The 18330-nt window shown below is 68.3% G+C and carries 11 protein-coding genes and 2 pseudogenes; 5 read left to right on the top strand and 8 right to left on the bottom strand.

Annotation, left to right across the window (positions count from 1 at the left end; all coding sequences use genetic code 11):
- Window positions 1-100: 100 nt before the first annotated feature.
- The 6 genes from sbnB to OG798_RS35070 form a co-directional block, all read right to left on the bottom strand.
- Window positions 101-1183 (bottom strand): 2,3-diaminopropionate biosynthesis protein SbnB, encoded by a 1083-nt coding sequence (sbnB, locus tag OG798_RS35045; RefSeq protein ID WP_267062807.1) that lies wholly within the window; start codon window positions 1181-1183, stop codon window positions 101-103.
- On the bottom strand, window positions 1180-2184 hold the full coding sequence (locus OG798_RS35050; protein WP_095852613.1) for a TauD/TfdA family dioxygenase: 1005 nt from the start codon (window positions 2182-2184) through the stop codon (window positions 1180-1182). The genes sbnB and OG798_RS35050 overlap by 4 nt, the downstream gene beginning before the upstream one ends.
- Window positions 2185-2312: 128 nt before the next feature.
- The gene (locus tag OG798_RS35055; protein ID WP_267062808.1) at window positions 2313-5561 is read right to left on the bottom strand and encodes a non-ribosomal peptide synthetase; all 3249 of its coding nucleotides are present in this window, start codon (window positions 5559-5561) and stop codon (window positions 2313-2315) included.
- Entirely contained in the window at window positions 5558-8140 is a 2583-nt protein-coding gene (locus OG798_RS35060) for a Pls/PosA family non-ribosomal peptide synthetase (RefSeq protein ID WP_097224788.1), read from the bottom strand. Before OG798_RS35060 ends, OG798_RS35055 begins: the two co-directional genes overlap by 4 nt.
- A gap of 719 nt (window positions 8141-8859) precedes the next feature.
- Window positions 8860-10818 (bottom strand): peptidoglycan recognition family protein, encoded by a 1959-nt coding sequence (locus tag OG798_RS35065; protein WP_097224787.1) that lies wholly within the window; start codon window positions 10816-10818, stop codon window positions 8860-8862.
- Window positions 10819-11202: 384 nt separating this feature from the next.
- Window positions 11203-12807: a M1 family aminopeptidase gene (locus OG798_RS35070; protein ID WP_328758231.1), complete on the bottom strand. Its 1605-nt coding sequence runs from the start codon at window positions 12805-12807 to the stop codon at window positions 11203-11205.
- Between the two features lie 217 nt (window positions 12808-13024).
- Between OG798_RS35070 and OG798_RS35075 the strand changes: the two genes are divergently transcribed.
- Both OG798_RS35075 and OG798_RS56625 read left to right on the top strand, forming a co-directional pair.
- On the top strand, window positions 13025-13864 hold the full coding sequence (locus OG798_RS35075; RefSeq protein WP_328758232.1) for a patatin-like phospholipase family protein: 840 nt from the start codon (window positions 13025-13027) through the stop codon (window positions 13862-13864).
- A gap of 603 nt (window positions 13865-14467) precedes the next feature.
- Window positions 14468-14611: a CAP domain-containing protein gene (locus tag OG798_RS56625; protein ID WP_353962283.1), complete on the top strand. Its 144-nt coding sequence runs from the start codon at window positions 14468-14470 to the stop codon at window positions 14609-14611.
- Here OG798_RS56625 and OG798_RS35080 read toward each other — a convergent pair whose 3' ends face one another.
- Entirely contained in the window at window positions 14612-15376 is a 765-nt protein-coding gene (locus OG798_RS35080) for a hypothetical protein (protein ID WP_147474168.1), read from the bottom strand.
- A gap of 384 nt (window positions 15377-15760) precedes the next feature.
- On the opposite strand from OG798_RS35080, the gene OG798_RS35085 reads away from it, so the two are divergent.
- The 3 genes and pseudogenes from OG798_RS35085 to OG798_RS35095 all read left to right on the top strand — a co-directional run bounded on the left by OG798_RS35085 (window position 15761) and on the right by OG798_RS35095 (window position 17528).
- Window positions 15761-15892 (top strand): hypothetical protein, encoded by a 132-nt coding sequence (locus OG798_RS35085; protein ID WP_328758233.1) that lies wholly within the window; start codon window positions 15761-15763, stop codon window positions 15890-15892.
- Window positions 15893-15965: 73 nt separating this feature from the next.
- A pseudogene (locus tag OG798_RS35090) lies at window positions 15966-16805 on the top strand (AAA family ATPase); the annotation flags it as partial.
- A 180-nt stretch (window positions 16806-16985) separates the two neighbouring features.
- A complete protein-coding gene (locus OG798_RS35095; protein WP_328758234.1) occupies window positions 16986-17528 on the top strand; it encodes an EF-Tu/IF-2/RF-3 family GTPase in 543 nt (180 codons plus the stop codon).
- Window positions 17529-17531: 3 nt separating this feature from the next.
- On the opposite strand, the pseudogene OG798_RS35100 reads toward OG798_RS35095, so the two are convergent.
- Window positions 17532-18215 (bottom strand): annotated as a pseudogene (locus OG798_RS35100) (IS5 family transposase).
- Between the last annotated feature and the right edge of the window lie 115 nt (window positions 18216-18330).

An 18330-nucleotide genomic window follows, 5' to 3' on the forward strand; every position in this document is an offset into this window, starting at 1 on the left:
GGCTTCTTCGCTTTTTCGGGCGGGAGGCCGTGTCCATATGGGTCGGACAGGGCCCTGCGTCAGGGGCCGCTGTCTGCTGCGGCCCGGGTTCGGGGCCGGCTCATCCGTACCGGCTCAGTTCGTGGAAGAAGTCGTCGACGACGTGCAGTTCACCGCCGCGGGCCACTTCGTCGTAGACGTACTTGCCGACCGCGAGGTCGAGCACCCCGAGGCCGAAGGGTGAGAACACCACCGGCCGGTCCGCGGGCACGGTCACCCGTCCGGCCATCACGTCGTCCAACGTGCCGTGCACGAAGTCCCGGTTGCCCGTGAGCTGCTCGACCAGATGCGGCGAGGTGTCGGCCTTCAGGCAGTGCTCGATGTCGTCGACGATGTTGGTCGAGGCGAGCAGGATCTCCGGCGCGAGGTCGCGCAGCGACACATGGAGCACCACAGGGTTGTGTGCGAACCAGGACAAATCGCTGACGTGCGGCTGCCCGGCGACCGTGGCGAAGACCACCAGGTCGCTGTTGCGGATCAGCTGCTCGGCGTTGTCGTGCACGGTGATCCGGCCGGTGGCGCCCGACTGCTCCAGGTAGCACCGGAACCCTGCCGCGCTGTCGGTGGACAGATCGTGCACACCGATCTCGTCGAACGACCAGCCGGTGCCGACCAGGAACGTGTGGATGTACCGGGCGATCAGGCCCACCCCGAAGAAACCGACCCGCGCCGGTCGCTGCCGGTCACGGCTGAGCCGGTCGGCGGCCGCCGCCGCCGACGCGGCGGTCCTGGTCGCGCTGATGATCGAGCTCTCCAGACAGGCGAACGGGTAGCCGGTGTCATGGTCGTTGAGGATCAGCACGGCCGAGGCCCTCGGGATACCGGCCTTCACGTTCTCCGGGAAGCTGGAGACCCACTTCAGGCCGTCCACCCGCACCTCCCCGCCGATCGAGGCGGGCAGCGCGATGATCCGGGAGGAGGGGCGGTCGGGGAACCGCAGGAAGTACGACGGCGGGTTCACCGAGTCACCGGCGCCGTGCACCCGGTAGGTCGCCTCGACCAGCTCCACCATCTGCTTCTCGCGTCCGCGCAGCGCGCGCTGGACCTGGGCGCCGGGGATCACCGCGAACGGCGGCACGGTGACCGGCGCGGCCGGAGTGGATTTCGGTGCGGATTTCGACGTGGTGGAACGGGTGGTGGTCATGGCGCGGTCACCTCGACGGTCGGGGAGCAGTCGGTCAGAGGCACCGGGTCGGCCAGGGCGACGAGCACTTCGCGTGGTCCCTCGAAGGGCTCCCTGCTGTGCGCGGTGCGGATGTTGTCGACGAGCATGAGGTCGCCCGCCTGCCACGGCTCGCGTGCGGTGTGGGCCTCGTAGACGCGGTTGAGCAGCTCCACGACGTCCTCGCCGATCGGGTCGCCGTTGCCGAAGCGGGTGTTGAACGGCAGCCCGTCGGCCCCGTAGACGTCCATCAGGTACTCGCGCACCTCGGGGGCCATCGTCCACTCGTTGAGGAACGCGATCTGGTTGAACCAGCAGCGGCGGCCGGTGACCGGGTGACGCACCACGGCGCTGCGACGCTGTCGGGTGCGCAGCCCACCGTCCGGCTGCCACTCGAACGCGATCGCGTTGGCGCGGCAGTAGCTCTCGACGGCAGCACGGTCCTCGGTGCCGAACGCCTCGGCCACGGTCGCCCCGATCTCGTCGTTGTAGCTGCGGGTGAGCAGCCAGCCCTCGCGCTCGAACCGCCCGGTCAACTCGGCGGGCAGCGCGTCGAGCACGGTCGGCGCGTCGGCCACCGCGGTCGCCCCGCCGTCGGTGGGCGCGCTCAGACAGGCGAACATCATCAGGCCGGGGAACTCGAGCGTGTAGCTCAGTTCGTGGTGCATGCACATCGGCTGGTTCGGCGGCCACTTCGTCGAGGAGTACACGCCGTCGGAGTAGGTCCGTCGGGGTGCGAAGACCTCTTTCTCGGTCATCAGACCGGTGGCGAGCTTCGAGAAGACGGCACCGGTCTCGGCCGCGTCGCGCAGCCCGAGACCGCGGATCAGGACGCAGCCGTGCTCGGCGACGACGGCGCGCAGCGCGTCCCGGTGCGCGGCTGCCCAGCCCGCCGCGCCACCGGTGACCTCAGCCCGCAGGAGCGGAGGTCTGCCGGGCTGCAGTTCCACGTCGACCATCGACGCCGTGGAAGTGGACGACATCTCGGTTTCCTTTCCGTAGCCACTCAGTCGGTTGTCACTCGGGTCAGTCACTTGTCGGTTGTCATTCGTCGGTTGTCATCCGTCAGTTGTCGGTTGTCAGTAGTCGGTTGTCACTGGTCAGTTGTCGCTCAGGAAGGAGCGAACAGTTCGGCGGCGCGCAGAACGGCCTGTGCCACTTCGGCCGGACGGGTGCGGGGGAAGTAGTGGCCGCCGTCGGCGAGCTCGTGCAGGTCGACCTGTTCGGCCAGGAGCTCCCAGTCGCGATAGCGGTGCGGGTGGTCCGCCGTGCTCGGGTCGTCAGCGGCGACGACCACGGTGACCGGAGCGGACAGCTTCGGTGTCGGCGGGTTGTCCAGGAGGTCGGCGAAACAGCGGTGTGCGGACACGCAGTCGTGCCGGTAGGCGGCACCCACGTGCTCGGCGTGCCGTGCGTCCAGCTCGCCGAGTTCGGTGTACCCGCCGGCCGCGCTCAGCTGCGCGGCGATCTCGGCGTCGCTCAGTTCCGTCAGCTCGTCGATGGCGGCACGTCGGCGGGCGGCGTCGCCGAGCAGTTGCGCGCCGAGGAACACCCGCTGGACGTCCACCCCGCGCTCCTGGAGCCTTCTGGCCGTCTTCACGGCCGGCGCGGCGCCGGAGGAGTGGCCCCACAGCAGGATCCGGGTCAGTCCGCGGCGGACGATCTCGTCGACGACCTGTTCGACCACCTGTGTCATCGGTGCGAACGGTTCGCTGTCGGCGGCCATGTCGTGACCGGGCAGCTCGACGGCGTAGACGGCGGGCCCACCGGGTGGTAGCGCCCTGGCCAGCGGCTGGAAGTTCACCGCGTTGCCGCCGGCGTACGGGAAGCACACCAGGGCCCCGGCCCGCGCATCGTCCGATTCCGACAGCGGGTGCAGCAGCCCGGGGCGCCGCTCGGACCTGCCGTCGACCAGCGCGGCCAGGTCGGCGAGGACCGGGTGTGCGGTGACGTCTTTGAGGGACACGGCGCGGTCCAGGGTGATGGCGAGCTTCACCGCCGAGAGGGAGGTGCCGCCGCGGTCGAAGAAGTGGTCGCGGCGTCCGATCCGGTCCTGTGGGATGCCGAGGACCTTCTCCCACGCGGCCGCCAGCCGGTGTTCGGTCGGTGTGCTCGGCGCGTCGTAGTCGTCCTGGACGTCGTCGAGTTCTCCGGCGAGCGCCTGCAGGGTCTTCCTGTCGATCTTGCTGTTGGCGGTCAGCGGCAGGCTTTCGCGCCAGTGGAAGGCCGACGGGACCATGTACTCGGGCAGCGACTCGGCGAGCCGGGCCGGCAGGACGTCGCCGTCGAGGGCCCGCGGGCCCGAGTAGAACGCCACCAGGTGCTTGCTCTGATCGGCCCGCTCGGCGACGACCACCGCGCCGTCGCGCACTCCCGGCACCCGCAGCAGGGTGTTCTCGATCTCGCCGATCTCGATCCGGAAGCCACGGATCTTGACCTGGGTGTCCCGGCGGCCGAGGAACTCCAGCTTGCCCCCGGGCTGCCAGCGGCCGTAGTCGCCGCCCCGGTAGAGCCGGGCGCCCGCACGGTGTGGATCGGCCAGATAGGCCTGCCGGGTGCGCTCGGGGTCGTTGATGTAGCCGCGGCCGACGCAGACGCCGGAGAACACGATCAGACCGGGGGCACCGAGTGGCACCGGGGCGAGGTGTTCGTCGACGACGTAGACGCGCACGTTGTTGACCGCGCGGCCGAGCAGGATGCGGTCCGGCGCCCGGTCCATGACCTCGTGGTTGGTGTCGTCCGAGGTCTCGGTCAGCCCGTAGGCGTTGACCAGCTTGATCCCGGGCTGGACGGCGAACCAGCGCTCCGTGAGCTCCTTCTTCAACGCCTCGCCGGTGACCGACACACATCGCAGTTCCGGCAGCTCACGGGGGTGCTGCCGCAGACAGGACACGACGACGTCCAGGTACGAGGGCACGACCTGGAGCACGGCGACCCGGCCCTCGACGATCTTGTCGACGAACCGCTGGACGTCCAGGATCACCTCCTGCTCCACCAGCAGGGTCTGCCCGCCGACCAGGAGCCCGGACACCAGTTGCCACAGCGAGATGTCGAAGCACTGGGGCGCGGTCTGCGCGACCACCTGTCCCTTGCCGAGCCCCAGGTCGTCGATCTTGGCGTAGAGGTGGTTGAGCATCCCCGCGTGCTCGCACATCGCGCCCTTCGGCTCACCCGTGGAGCCGGAAGTGAAGTAGATGTAGGCGAGTTGGTCCGGTGCGACGGGCACGCCCGGATCGTCGTCGGCGTGGTCCTCCGCGTAGGCCGCGTCGATGAGGACCTTCCCGATCCCGGACAGGGACTCCAGGGCCTGGTCGAGGGTGGTGGTGCTGCCGTGCTCGGTCAGCACGAGGGCACACCCGGCGCGCGTGAGGGTGGTGGCGATGCGGCCGGCCGGGAAGTGCGGCTCGATGGGCAGGTACACGCCCCCGGCCTTGAAGACCGCGAGCACGGCGGCCGGCCAGTCCAGGTTGCGTTCGGTCACCACCGCGACCACGTCCTCCCGGCGCAGCCCGCGCGCCAGCAGCGCGCGTGCCAGCCGATTGGCCCGGGCGTTGAGTTCGCGGTAGGTCCACCGCCGTTCACCGTGTACGGCCGCGACGGCGTCCGGGTGTTCCCGCACCCGCTGTTCGAACAACTCGTGCATCCGGCGATCGGGCAGCTCCCGGCGGGGTCCGGCGAGCCCTTCGAACTGGAAGCGGAGTTCCTCGGCGGAGAGCAGGCCCTGCCGTCCGTGCTCGGCATCCGGGCCGACGGCGATCAGGGCGAGCGCGGTGACGTGGTAACCGGCGATCCGGGCGGCGCAGTCCGCGTCGAGTACGTCGGTCCGGTACCGCAGCCGCAGCACGAGCCGGCCGTCCCGCCACGAGAACCCGATCCACACCACGGTGTCCTCGGCCAGGTCGCCGCCCACACCGCCCGGATCGAAGACGGCCTCGAACGGCGGCTCGGTGAGGCCCAGTTCGCGCCTGAGGTCGTCGACCGGGAAGTCCTTGTGCGACAACAGCTCCGACGCGGCCCGATGGGCGTTCAGCAGCAGGGTCCGCCACGTCGGGGGTTCGGTCGTCAGGCGGCAGGGCAACGGCCGGCCGCCGTCGGCGGGGACGTAGCCGGACACGATCTCGCGCTCACCGGACAGCGCGGCGAGCACCTTGGCGTGCGCGGCCAGCAGCACCGAGTCGAGCGGTACGGCCAGGTCCTGCGCCAGCCCGCGCAGCGGTCCCGCGACGTCCTCCGGGACCGTCGTCTCGTGGTCGGCGACGCCCGCCACCGGCTGGGGCGTCCACCGCGGCACCGCGGTGAACCCACCGGCCACGAGCTGACCGCGCCAGAACTCCCGATCGGCTTCCACTTGCACTCTCATCGCATCTTCCCGTTTGACTGGGCCTGCAGGCCGGAGCGGTCACGCTGTGCCTCGTACGCCAGTGCGGCAGGCTGATAGGGGGCCTCGCGCGTTTCGGCCGCCGGATTTCCGCCCCACCGGGCGCGCTCCGGGACTTCCTCGCCCTTCATGAGGAAGGAGTCGGGGGCGAGTTCCGCGCCGTCGCCCATCGTCACGCCGTAGTGGACGTGGGCGCCGACACCGAGCGTGGAGCCGGCGCCGATCGTGCTGCGGTCGGACTTGAAGGTGCCGTCCTCCTGCGAATGGCACTGGATCTTGCTTCCCGCATTGAGCGTGCAGTCGCTCCCGATGGTGGTGAGCATCCGCTCCGTCAGGTGGCAGCCGTCGTCGAAGACCCTGCTGCCGATCCGAACGCCCAGCATCCGCCAGATCAGGCTCTTGAAAGGGGTCCCGTTGAAGATGTTGAGGTAGTTCTCGGGAACCTTCCAGAGGCGCTCGTGCCACCAGAAGTACGGTTCGTAGATGGAACACAACTGCGGTTGTAGCCCGCGGAATGCGGCGATGCAGCGCTCCACCAGCACGAAGTAGAACGGCGTGAAAGCAAGGCTGAACACGAGGAACGCGGCGATCAGTACATGCCCGTAGGAGTCGTACAGATCGACATCGGCGAGAGCGACCACCGTGAGGACGAAGAAGTAGATCCACCGCACCGTCAGGAGCAGGAGCATCGAGCGGATGTTGTAACGATTCTTCGCGGCGAGACTGCGACGGAACTCCTCGCCGCTGCGGAGATGGTCGAACCGTGAGTCGCGCTCGACCGTCCGGGGAATCTCGAAACACGGCGAGCCCAACAGGCCCACGCCTTCGCGCACTTCGCCTTCGAGCGGAATCATCACCTTCGTCGCGAGGAGGCAGTTCTCGCCCGTCCTGGCCCCCGACGGATAGGCGATGTTGTTCCCGATGAAGTTGCGCGGTCCGATCGAGGCCTTGGACACCCGGAAAGAGGAGCTCGAATAGTCCGCGTTGACGATGGAGAGCCCGTCGGCGACCATCGTGCCGCTGCCGACCGAGCACAGATACGGGCTCTCGTGCTGCACTTCCGTGCCGAAGTTCGACCCGGTCTGTTCGATCCGGGACAAGTCGTATCCGAGGCCGCGCAGATAGTAGACGATGTAGGAGCTGTCACCGAGCAGCCATTTGAAGAACTTGATGTTGGTCATGCGCCCGATCGCGCGGAACGTCGAGTAGTGGAAGCCGTACAGCGGATAGACCTTGTCCGGCTGGATGACCAGGTTCAGCAGGCGCGGAACGGTGAACAGCACGGCCAGGCCGAAGACGACGAAGCCGAAGAACAGCACGAAGGACAGGGCCAGCGCGTCGGCGTAGAGACCCGGTGAGGTGAACCCCACCGAACCCGGGCCCAGCCGGTTGTGCAACGCCGGAACCAGGTCGATCAGCATGTACGCGCCCCCGACCATCAGCGGCACGTAGACGAAGAACACCTGCAGCAGGGTGACGAAACCGAAGCCGAACCGGCGCAGTGCGCCGCACGCGGCCGACTCGATCCGCACGTAGTCGTGCTCGGTGGGCTGTGCCGGGGATCCGTGCCACTGCTGGCCGCCCGGGACCATCTGGCCGCTGTACAGCGTGGACGTGTGGCCGAGCTGAGCCCCGTCGCCCATCGACGTGTCGATGTCGAGCACGGTCTTCTCGCCGATGAACACGTCCCGGCCCAGGGTGACCCGGCCGGTCTGGATACGCCCGGCGTGCGCCCGGTAGCAGTGGAAGAACGAGTCCTTGCGGATCACCGTTCCGGCGCCGATTGTGAGCAGGTCGGGGCAGGCCGGAGTCTGGCGGGAGAGGATCGTGACCCCCTTGCCGATCCGGGCGCCCAGGGCGCGCAGGTACAGCACGTACAGGGGATTGCCGACGAAGAAGATCATCGGGTTGGCGTGGATCAGCGCCTTGACCGTCCAGAAGCGCAGATATGTCAGTCCCCAGATCGGGAATTCACGCGGTTTCCACCGGCCGACGAGAATCCATTTGGCCGCGATCGGGAAAGTGCACAGAGCGACGAAACCGATGGAGCCGAAGACGAGCGATCGCAGGTAGATTCCGATCGCGTTCGAGCCTGCGGAAACCCATCCGTAGCCCCGGTCGGCGGCAATTCCGGCGAGGAATGAATATCCCATGAAGAACAGGAACTGAAGTGCTCCGCAGAGGACGTACCGCGCCGTCCCGGCCCGTGTCACCACCGTGGCCGGCGCCGGAACCGACGATTCGGTCAGAAGCGGTTCGGCGTCCGCGAGACCCGTCGCCAGGCTTCGGATCGTCGGGTGCCGGTAGATGTCCTTCATCGACGCCGAGGGGAGATCCGGCCGCTTCCTGATCCGTGCGCAGAATTGGGCCATCACCAATGAGTTGGCGCCGAGGTCGTTGAAGAAGTGACTCTCGACCGATACTTGTTCGACGTCGATGACGACGGCCAACACGTCGGCGAGTTCCTTCTCGATGCCGCTGTTCGGTCCTGTGTACCCACGCTTGTCGAGTGTGGATTCACCCGGACCAGGCGTCAGGACTTCGACGGACTTCTCCTCCATACGAGCTCCTTGAGGAACTTTCGAACGCCGCCTGCCAATACGGTCGACGCCCTGCACGCGCGCCTTTCGATGGCCGGAGCGAGTAATCCGGAAGCCATGAGGTCGGAATCTGTTCTCCGGTCACGAAACCGGCCCGGTCACAAGACCGTTGACTCAGTCTTAGCCGCCCATCCGTGGGGCTGCCACTCGAACTGGATCGTGTCGGGATGGCACTGTCCTTCGACGGCGTCAGGGGGTTCTTGCTGCTGACGCCCGATGCCCGCGGCACAGAGCGGTCGCCACCCGTTTTCACTCCTCGTCCACGATCCCGTCCGGAGGGCCGGCGAGGAGTTGCGCACGGGATTCGCCTTACTGCGTACGAGTGGCGTGTACCAGATCCGGACGGGCGGGCGGACGCCACCGACGGGGTCGCGACACGCGGACGTGGAGGACCCTGGGCAGGCGGAGATCTGTGGGGACGCGGAGATCTGCGGAGACCTGGAGATCTGTGAAGGTCTTGAGGAGAGGCGCGGGCGCGCGGCCGGGCCTCCGGCCGTACACGGGCGCGTGGAAAGGGCGCGTGGGCGTCCACGAAGAGAACTGCCGCCGGGCACCCCATCACGCCTGAGTCGCCCGGCACCCCATCACGTCTGAGCCTCCCGGCACCCCATGCATGCCTGAGCCGGAGGCGTCCACGCGGTCGCGTGGACGCCTCCGGCTCGGCTCGGACCGGGACCCCGTTACTGCCCGGCAGGGGGCGCCGCGTGCCCCGACGGCGCCTTCTCCGTGCCGGGTACACGCACCAGGTCCACGTCGCTCGCGCGGACGTAGGCGATCCGGTGGCCGAACTGGATCTCGTAGTACTCCTCGCGCCCCGTCACCACCAGGCTCGGTGTGTCGCTGAAGGTCGACCTGTCGATGTAGGAACCGACGGGCCGGGACTGGGCCACGTACCGCTGGCCCGCGAGGAGGCTGTACGGGAGTGGGGACTCGGACTGCTGTTCCACTCCCTCCGGGTAGGCCTCCTCCTCCGGCAGGGCACGCCCGAACACCGGGATCTCGCTCAAGCCCTCCTTCGGAGTCACGAACCGGCCGCTCGCGCCGACGGCCGTCGGATGGTTCTTCGGGTTCTTGAACCACGCCTTGTGGCCCAGGTACCAGATCGCCGTCCAGTCGCCTCTGCGTCCGGCGACCGCGTAGGTCTGGCCGGCGGAGACCCGCGACCCCAGGTCGTTGACGTCCTCCGTGGAGTCCTCGCCGTCGGGGCGCCGGCCCGGGTCCTGGATCAGTGGCGCGTGCTCGTCCGGCTCGGTGTGCAGGCGGACGGCGCTGGAGCCGTGCGGCGCGCACTTCACACCGCTCTTGGTGCACCCCGTGAACACCGGCTTGTGCGTGCCGAAGTCCGGCAGCACGGTCACCAGGTCGCTGTCGGGCCCGGCCGTGGCACGCAGGGGCGCGCCGAGGAGGTCGAAGTAGTGCCGCCAGTCCCAGAAGGGGCCGGGGTCGTCGTGCATGTCGGGGATGCTCGAGGCGGTCGGCGACGCGACGTTGTCATGCCCGAAGATGTGCTGACGGTCGAGCGGGATGTCGTACTTCTTCGCCAGGTAACGCACCAGTTTGGCCGAGGCCTGGTACATCTGCTCCGTGTACCAGGCGTCGGGCTTTCTGAGGAACCCCTCGTGCTCGATGCCGATCGAACGGGCGTTCACGAACTGGTTCCCGGAGTGCCAGGCCACGTCCTTGGTCCTGATGTGCTGGGTGACATGGCCGTCCTTGGAGCGGATCGAGTAGTGCCAGGACGCCTCCGTCGGATCCTGCACGGTCTGACGCATGGACGGCAGGTCCGCCTCCGTGTCGTGGATGACGATGTACTCGATCTTCTGGTCCCTGGGCCGGTCGGCCAGGTCGTGATTGCCGTAGTCGCCGTTGTCGTTGTACTCGACGTACGGCGCGGCGAGCCAGTCGCAGGTCAGCCCCGCGGGACACTCGACCTCCTTGGGCCGCCGTGCCGCCTCGGGGTGAGAGGTGCGGGGGTGTACGCCCGGGCTGGCGGGGAGGGTGACCTGCTGTCCGGAGTCGGTGGTGCGGTGCGCGCCCTTGCGGATCAGCGCGAAGACGTTGTTCGCGTACTCCGCCGCCGACGCGGTGTCGCCCGTCCCCGGGAAGCGTGCCACCGCCTCCCACCAGTCCGCCGGGTTGGCGCTGAGCGGCTTGCCGAGCTGTCGTTGTGTCTCCGCGAGAAGCGCCGCACCTCCGCGTACGTTGGCGGCGGCATCGGTGCGCAGTCGCGCCACCGGGGCTCCGATCAGGCCTGCGGCCCGGCGCAGGTCCGCGGGCTGCGCGGAGTGTCCGCCCGGGGAGCCCGCCCCGGGCGAGGCCGAGGGCCCCGCCGCGGCCGCGGGCGGCTCGGCACCTCCGCGGTGCGACTGCGACGGAGCCGTTGTCGGGGAGTTGCCCTTGGCCTGGCGGGCGTCGACCAGGTGCATCGGCCCGTAGCCGCCGACGACGCTCGGGGTGCCCGGCCGGGCGTCCCATCGCGACTGCAGATAGGACACGCCCAGAAGCACACTGCGCGGCACGTGGTATTCGTTCGCGGCGTTCGTGAAGACGTTCTGAAGCTGGCGGTCGGCCGATGTCCCTCCGGCGCACGCCGCCGGGCCGGCCAGCAGCGGCATCAGGAGCGCCGCGGAGGCGGTCATGCGGACTGTACGACGGTGCTCACGTGGGGAGTTGGGGACACGGGGGGCGACACGTCTTCTCATCGCAAGGGTCTCCAATCATGCTCGTCGCAATCAGGACAAAGGAGTTGCCCTCTGCATCACCCCCCGTACGTTTCCGTGCTCGACACGCCCCGTCGCGCCAAGCGTCACTGGTGTGGCCCAGCCACCCGGCAGAGGCCACCCGGTCGGCGGCAGAACGTCCGCCACGGCGGGGAGTCGGCGCGAGCCCGCCGCGGCGCGCGGGAGTGCCGTCGTACGGACGCGCGGGAGTGCCGTCGTACGGCGCGCGAGTGCCGTCGTACGGGGTGCACGGGAGTCCCGTCGTACGAGGGAGGTGACGGCTCAGTCCTGGACCGGGTCCACCTACCAGTCGGGGTGTCCCGGCATGGGCGGGGTGCGGTCCCCGTACAGCCACGGCGTCAGGAACGGCTTCAGGTCCTCGCCCGCCGCCTCGGACGCGAGCGCGACGAAGTCCTGGGTACCGGCCACCCGCCCCTGGTACTTCGTCACCCAGGACCGCTCGATCTTCTCGAAGGTCCCCTCGCCGACCTTCTCCCGGAGGGCGTAGAGCACCAGCGCCGAGCCGTCGTACCGCACCTGCTTGAACAGGGCTGCCTCGGTGCGGGGTTCGGCGGGCGCCCCTTCGTCGTGACGCCACTGGTCGTGCTGCTCGTACGCCGCCCGCATCGCGGACTCGATGCTGTCGCCGCCGTGCGCCTCGGAGTAGAGACGCTCGTAGAAACGGGCGTGCCCCTCGCTCAGCCACAGGTCGGACCACCGCCGGATGGCCACGCTGTCGCCGGTCCACTGATGGGTCAGCTCGTGTACGAGGTCGCGCTCGGCGTCGACCCGGTCACCCTGCAGGTCGCCCTTCGGCACAAGGGACAGCGACTGCGACTCCAGCGCCACCGGCAGGTCGGTGTCCCCGACCAGCACGCCGTAACGGCGAAAGGGGTACGGGCCGAGCCGTTGTTCCAGCCAGGCCAGGTGTTCGGGCGTGAGCGAGCGATAGGCCTTGGTCCCGTTGACCAGGTCACCGGGGACCGCGTCCCGGACGGGCAGCCCGTGCGGACCGGTGCTCTCGACGAACGTGAACTTCCCGATCGCCATCTGCACCAGTTGCGCCGCGACCGGCTGCTCGGAGTCGTACGTCCACAGGACCCGTCCGTCGGGCCGCGGGGCGCGCTCGACGAGCCGCCCGTTGGCCACCGCGCTGACACCCGGTGGAGTGGTGATGAGGAAGGTGACCGGCGCCCGCAGGCTCGGATGGTCGTTCGCCGGGAAGATCATCTTGGCGCCGTCGGGCTGCGGATAGAGCACGGTGCCGTCGGGCGTGGGCACCCAGCCGTAGTCTCCGATCGCGTCGCCGCGGTGCCTTCGCTGTGTCGGGTCGGCGGTGTAGGTGACCCGCACGGTGAACGCGCTGCCCTGGGGGATCGGCTTCGCGGGCGTGACGACGAGCTCGTCACCGTCGCGCGTGGTCCCCGCCGGTACGTCGTCCACGGTGACCGAGTGCAGCGTGTTGCCCGCGAAGTCGAGGTCGAAGCGGGACAGGGCCTGCGTGGCGCTCGCGCTGATGGTCGTACTGGCTTCGAAGCGCGTCCTGGGCGCCCGCCAGTCGAAGGCGAGCGTGTAGCGGCTGACCGTGTACCCCCCGTTGCCGTCGAGCGGCAGAAGCGGGTCGCCGATACCCGGGGCACCGGGGGAGGGGGCCGCGCCGGGTGATCCGGCGGGGGCGGTGGTGGCGAGGGTTCCTGGGCGGGCGGGGGAGGGGTGGTCTCCGTGGGGGAGGGCGCCGACGAGGACGACGGCACCGCCGATCCCGACGGCGCCGGTGAGGGTGAGGAGGAGGGCGGTACGGCGGGTACGGGGGCGTGGGAGACCACGGAGGCCCGGGAGACCACGGAGGCCACGGAGGCCGCGCAGGCCATGGAACTGACTCGGCTGCCGGGGGTCGTGGATCTCCATGGCCGCACTATGCCAGCAGGAGCAGCCCATAACCGCCTATTTCGGGGCGCATCCGTGTCGGTCACTTCATGCCCGGTCACCTCGTCTGGGTACTGCGACTGGTTACTGCGATTGGGTGCTGCGATTGGGTACTGCAGAAACGGGGATCGCTCCCCGGTTACGTGCTAGCGTCAAGGCGCGAAACGGGGATCGGTCCCCGTTGGTGGGGAGGGTGGACGTGGCCGATACGGCGTTGGTGTTGGGCGGGGGCGGCCTGACCGCGTACGCATGGCAGGTCGGGATGCTGGCGGGGCTGGCCGACGCGGGGCTGCACCTCGGCGACGCCGACGTGCTCGCCGGCACGTCGGCCGGCTCGCTGATCGCCGTGGAACTGGCCGCAGGAGCGGCGCCCGCCGACTTGTACGAGGTACAGGTCGCCCGGAAGCGAGCCATGATGGAGGTGGACTTCACCTTCTTCATGACGGTCAAGTACCTGTGGGCCGCGCTCGGTTCGCGCGATCCGGCGACCGTGGTCAAGCGGCTGGGCCGGCTCTCCCTGAACGTGCGCGACGTGACGGAGGCCGACGTGTTCGACGCGATCCGCCCCCAACTGCCGGTTCAGGACTGGCCGGATCGGCCCGTGCGGCTGTTCGCGGTGGATGCGCTCACCGGCGAACCGACCGGCTTCAGCGCCGACAGCGGCGTCGACCTGGTGACGGCGATGTCGGCCACGTGCGCACTGCCACCACTGTTCCCGCCGATCACGATCGGGGCGGGCCGCTGGATGGACGGGGGCGTACGCTCCACGACCAACGCCGACTTGGCGCACGACTGCCGACGGGTTGTGGTCCTGGCCCCGATCCCCGACGTGCCGGGCGCGACCCCGAGCGCCTTCGATCAGGTGGCCTCCCTCGAGGCGGGCGGTACCCGGGCCGCCCTGCTGGTCCCGGACCGAGCGGCCCGCCGCGCGTTCGGCCGCAACGCGCTGGACGCGTCCCGCATCCCGGGCGCGGCCGAGGCAGGCCTGCGCCAAGCGGCCGAGTACGCCGAAGAGGTCCGAGCCGTCTGGCACGGCTGAGCCTCGCCGAGTTCGAGATCGGGGTCGGGAGACTGCGATCACTCGATGCCAACTGGGGCTCGGGACCGGACGATTGCGCGACGCAGCATCCCGACCGTACTCCGTCCCCGCTGAACTAACCGCGACCCCACCGGAGTTACCACCACAACCACTTCCCCACACCTCCCTCCCTACCTCCCCTACGGCGGTGCCCCCTCGCCACGGCGGCATGTGAACCCACGATCCCTGGCCCCGCGCCGCGGTGACCCTGGTCGCTGCACGGGCCCCCCGTCATAGGCTGGTCGTACCGAGTGCGGCCATGGGGCCATGCGGCCATGCGGCCGCCGACGAGACCACTTTGTCGCCGATGCCTGTCTGGCCACGGCATGAGTTGGCGGTGTGGCCCGCTTCCGTGGCAGCCGTGCTCCACGCCGAAACTCCCCAGCAGGCCTTCTCGTCACTGCTGTTTTCCGTGCGCCCAGGGAGTCGCAATGGAGAACCCCACTCTGCTGCACCGTCGCGCCGCGACCATCGTCGCGGCGGCGCTGTCGACCGGTGGCACGATACTGACGAGGGGCGCTTCCGCGACCGTCTCCGAGGTCGGCCCCTCCGATCCAACAGGCCATCCTCTCCGAGACCAACGGCGTGCGCCGACAGGTCGGCCAGTCGCCATTGACCTGGGGCGACTCGCTTGCCAAGGCGGCCCAGGCCTGGGCCGACGCCCCGGCATCCACAGCGGGCGGCAGCCTGCACCACGCGTGCTGTTGATCAAATTCCACACGCCGCTTGGGGGTTCGCGGGCGACCAGTTCGATGGCTTCGGGTTGCCGAGCGCCCGGACTTGGAAGCACTGCTTGAACCTCAGGGGGCTAGGCCATGCAATTGTTGTTCTGTTTGGCGCTATGCGAGCAGTTGCGCCGGTGGTGGTATTGCGGACTTCATACCCGGTTTCATCGGTAGCGTTGTCCTCCCACGCCAGGTGAATGGTGTGCATGTCCCCCTGGACATGAGTGGCGACCAGACCCGAGGGCTCCTTCGGTGGTTGGACGTTATGGGTCACGGTGAAGTCTGCTGTAACGAAGTCGAACGACTGGAACTCGTTGTTGAAAACCTTAAGGAACCGGTGTCGCGATTGATCTATGGAAATCGGTTTTGGATTTCTGACGCTCTGAGACCCGTCCTGATCGTCGGAGTTGCACGACGACCCCTCGAAGAGGTACAGCGTTGAGTCGGCAACGATCTGTTCCGCGCTGTTGAGCCGCAAGTCGACGATCAGATCAGCCCTGGTCTCACCGCCTGCGCACGCCGTGAACCGCAAGTGCCGGTCTTGTCCCCCATGTCTAAGGTCGACTGTTCTGCTGATGGTTTTAGTAACGTTGTGGGAGCCGCCGAAGACTGGCCCGCCGTCGTATGCGCGAACAGTTCCTTTGACGACGACAGTGTGAATCGCATTTGCCGCAGCAGGCTCCGTCATGCCCATGAACGGGATGGGAGCCAGTAGAACTGCGGCCGCTATGACGTGTCCATTTTTCATGTCGACACCTCGCGGATCTTGAAGCCACTCGGTGGGCTCCGCATCGCTGGCGAGGGCATTTGACGGCCCCGTGCCATAAGAATCTCACTTCGGCAACTCTGGTGCATCTCGGGAGAGCGGTTCGGCGTCAAGTGGAACCGCACGCGTTACTGACCATGCAGGCGTTGGTGGGCTTTCGCCGTCTCAACCCACCACTCACCCCAGCTCCCATCCCGTACGGGCATGGGCCTCGTACGCGCAGGAGGGAAGTTCAAGACTCCGCGGGTGCGCCATGGGTAGGAAGAGCATGCGTCGGGTCGTCCAAGTGATGCGCGTGACGCCCTGGTTGATCGTGACCGCGCAGGGCTCCGAGCATCCGAGCACAGGAGAGCGCCTCTCGTCTCGATGCGGCCCTCGTACAGCCACTCCCAGGCCTCGTCGGAAGCCCTGCGGTCCAGCGCGGGCGTGATGGTGCGCAGCGCGATCGCCATCCAGCGGTCCGCCTGGCCGACCGAGTGGGCGTCGAAGGAGCTGTGAAAGGCCGGCCGCTCTGTCTTGGTGAGGTCTTCGGTCCAGCATGCGCACCAGAAGCGTCGGCAAGTCCTGGCGCAAGCTCCTGGGAAGCCAGCAGGCGCCCGCCGGACTGACCCTCGTCACCGAGTGCCCACCCTTACCCCAGGGCGGCACCGAAGCCATCGCACAGTGGCTGGACCGCAACCCCGACGCCCGCATGGTCGTCATCGACGTCTTCGCCAAGATGCGCGGCCAAGCCCCGCAAGGCGTGTCCGCGTACAACGCGGACGACGTCCCCGTCGGCTACGCCAAGCGGCTCGCCGACCACTACGGCATCGCCGTCGTCATGGTCCACCACGTCCGCAAGGCAGGCTCGGACGACTTCCTGACCGAGGTCTCCGGGACCAACGGCATCGCGGGCGCGGCAGACGCCACGCTCGTACTGAAACGGGCACGCGGGCAGGCGGACGGCATCCTGCACGTCACCGGCCGCGACGTCGACGAAGCCGAATACGCCCTCAGCTTCCAACCCGCCTCCGGCGCCTGGCACTTGCTGCCTGTGTCCAACAAGAAGTGGACCGACTCAGGGAAGCCCCACGACAAGCGGGGTTTGAAAGCCCGCGAGGTCAACTCAGATAGACCGGTCCCCGCACCGCCCCTGCTGGTTGCGATCCTTCGCACGCACATCAAGGAGTTCGGCAAGGCCAAGGACGGCAGGATCTTCCAGAACGAGCGCGGAGACGTGCTCGGAACCTCCAGCTACTGGCGCGTCTGGCAGGAGGCCCGGCCGATCGGTCTCCCCCCCCACCGGACAAGGCGGCTTCCCCGCTCGGCAAGCGGCCGTCCGACCTGCGGCATACCTGCCTCACCAACTGGCCACGAGGAGCTGAACAATAGCAAGATCGAGAAAGCCATGGGCTGGGGAGAAGGCGACTAGAGCGTGTCCGGTAGGTCGCAGTCTGGACTGCGTCGGAGCCCCTCGGTTGTACGGGTAGTACGCGTTGTTAGCCTCAGCCCGTGGTAGTCGCTGCGTGTGCAGTCACGTACGGGCCACGGGGGAACCATGGGTGAATCTATAGGTCAGTCAGTGGTGAATGCGGTGGAGAAGCCATTCTTGATGTCTGTCGAGGATGTCTTCTGCCTGCAACAGGGCAGGATGGTCATGCTGACGGGCCGGATCGAGCGTGGGCGGGTACGCAAGGGTGACGAGGTGGAGATCGTCGGCCTGGGGGGCGGCGCAACCGCCCGTGTGGCGGACATCGATGCGAGTCACGTACGTATCGACGAGGCCGGTGCGGACATGAACGTGGGGGTGCTGCTGCGTGGCATAGCAGCGGACGCGGTTGAGCGGGGCCACGTGCTTGCGACACCGGGCTCGATCAGCGCCCACGCCTGCTTCGCTGCGGACATCACCCTGCTGTCCGAGGAACAGGGCGGTGCGGACGTAGTGTCCGGCGATCGCCTTCGCTTCCACAGCCGCAGCGCCGCAGTATGGGGCACTGTCACGCTTCACGGGGTGGATGTGGTGCGGCCCCTTCACGGGGCCGAAGTGACAGTCACCCTCGAAGAACCCGTTGCCCTGGAGGAAGCCCAGCCTTTCGCATTCCGTCAGCGCGGTCGTGCCGCTGGCTCCGGCACCGTGACTCGACTCCCGCGCTGAGCTTCACGAACGGAGCCAGAGCCGGATCGCTGCAAGGGTGACCGTGCCTTGAAAGACAAACGCCCGCTTGTCGAAGCGTGTTGCAACAGCCCTGTAGATCTTCAGCTTGCCGATCAGTCGCTCGACTTCGTTCCGATGGGCATACCGCTCCTGGTCAAAGCCGGTGGCCCGCCGCCCGCACTTTGGCGGCGGCGCCGGTTGGCCCGCTGGTTGTGAGGCTCCGGGATCGTGTGGCTGACCTGGCGCCGGCGGAGGTAACGGCGGTTGCTGCGTGAGGAATACGCTTTGTCCGCGCTCAGATGGTCCGGCCGCGTGCGCGGATGCCCACCTCCCACTCGCGGTACTCGAACGCGCTCCAGAACCGGGATCATCTGCGGCGCGTCACCCCACTGCCCCGGCGTGATCAAGAAGGCAAGGGGCCGCAGACCGCCCTCACCAACCAAGTGAATCTTCGTGGTGAGTCCATCCCGGGAACGCCCCAGAGCCTCGTCTCCATTTCCCGAACCGCTCAGGAATGTCTCTTCAGAGGCTGCCTGTGCGCAGCCGGAACAAGATTCCGTTGATTACCACGCGATGGCTCTTCCAGCGTCTGTCTCGGCCAGTGCTCTTCGGCAGATGCGGTTCGAGCAGCACCCACTCCGCGTCAGAGATCTCATCCCGCCCACACCGAACAGAACGACCCGACAACCCGAACGACCGTCTGTCACACGATTCATCGGACGCGCCCTAAGGCAAGCCCCGATTCCTTTCGGTCTCGGGGCCGCGCAGCTGACCGACCTGGACTGATGCCGTCGCCGGCGGC

It is taken from the genome of Streptomyces sp. NBC_00271, from assembly GCF_036178845.1.
Taxonomy (GTDB): domain Bacteria; phylum Actinomycetota; class Actinomycetes; order Streptomycetales; family Streptomycetaceae; genus Streptomyces.

Excerpts from the sequence above, each read along its gene's own strand:
- sbnB (WP_267062807.1), bottom strand. The coding sequence starts at position 1,183 with ATGACCACCACCCGTTCCACCACGTCGAAATCCGCACCGAAATCCACT.
- OG798_RS35050 (WP_095852613.1), bottom strand. The coding sequence starts at position 2,184 with ATGTCGTCCACTTCCACGGCGTCGATGGTCGACGTGGAACTGCAGCCC.
- OG798_RS35055 (WP_267062808.1), bottom strand. The coding sequence starts at position 5,561 with ATGAGAGTGCAAGTGGAAGCCGATCGGGAGTTCTGGCGCGGTCAGCTC.
- OG798_RS35060 (WP_097224788.1), bottom strand. The coding sequence starts at position 8,140 with ATGGAGGAGAAGTCCGTCGAAGTCCTGACGCCTGGTCCGGGTGAATCC.
- OG798_RS35065 (WP_097224787.1), bottom strand. The coding sequence starts at position 10,818 with ATGACCGCCTCCGCGGCGCTCCTGATGCCGCTGCTGGCCGGCCCGGCG.
- OG798_RS35070 (WP_328758231.1), bottom strand. The coding sequence starts at position 12,807 with ATGGAGATCCACGACCCCCGGCAGCCGAGTCAGTTCCATGGCCTGCGC.
- OG798_RS35080 (WP_147474168.1), bottom strand. The coding sequence starts at position 15,376 with ATGAAAAATGGACACGTCATAGCGGCCGCAGTTCTACTGGCTCCCATC.
- OG798_RS35085 (WP_328758233.1), top strand. The coding sequence starts at position 15,761 with ATGCGGCCCTCGTACAGCCACTCCCAGGCCTCGTCGGAAGCCCTGCGG.
- OG798_RS35095 (WP_328758234.1), top strand. The coding sequence starts at position 16,986 with ATGTCTGTCGAGGATGTCTTCTGCCTGCAACAGGGCAGGATGGTCATG.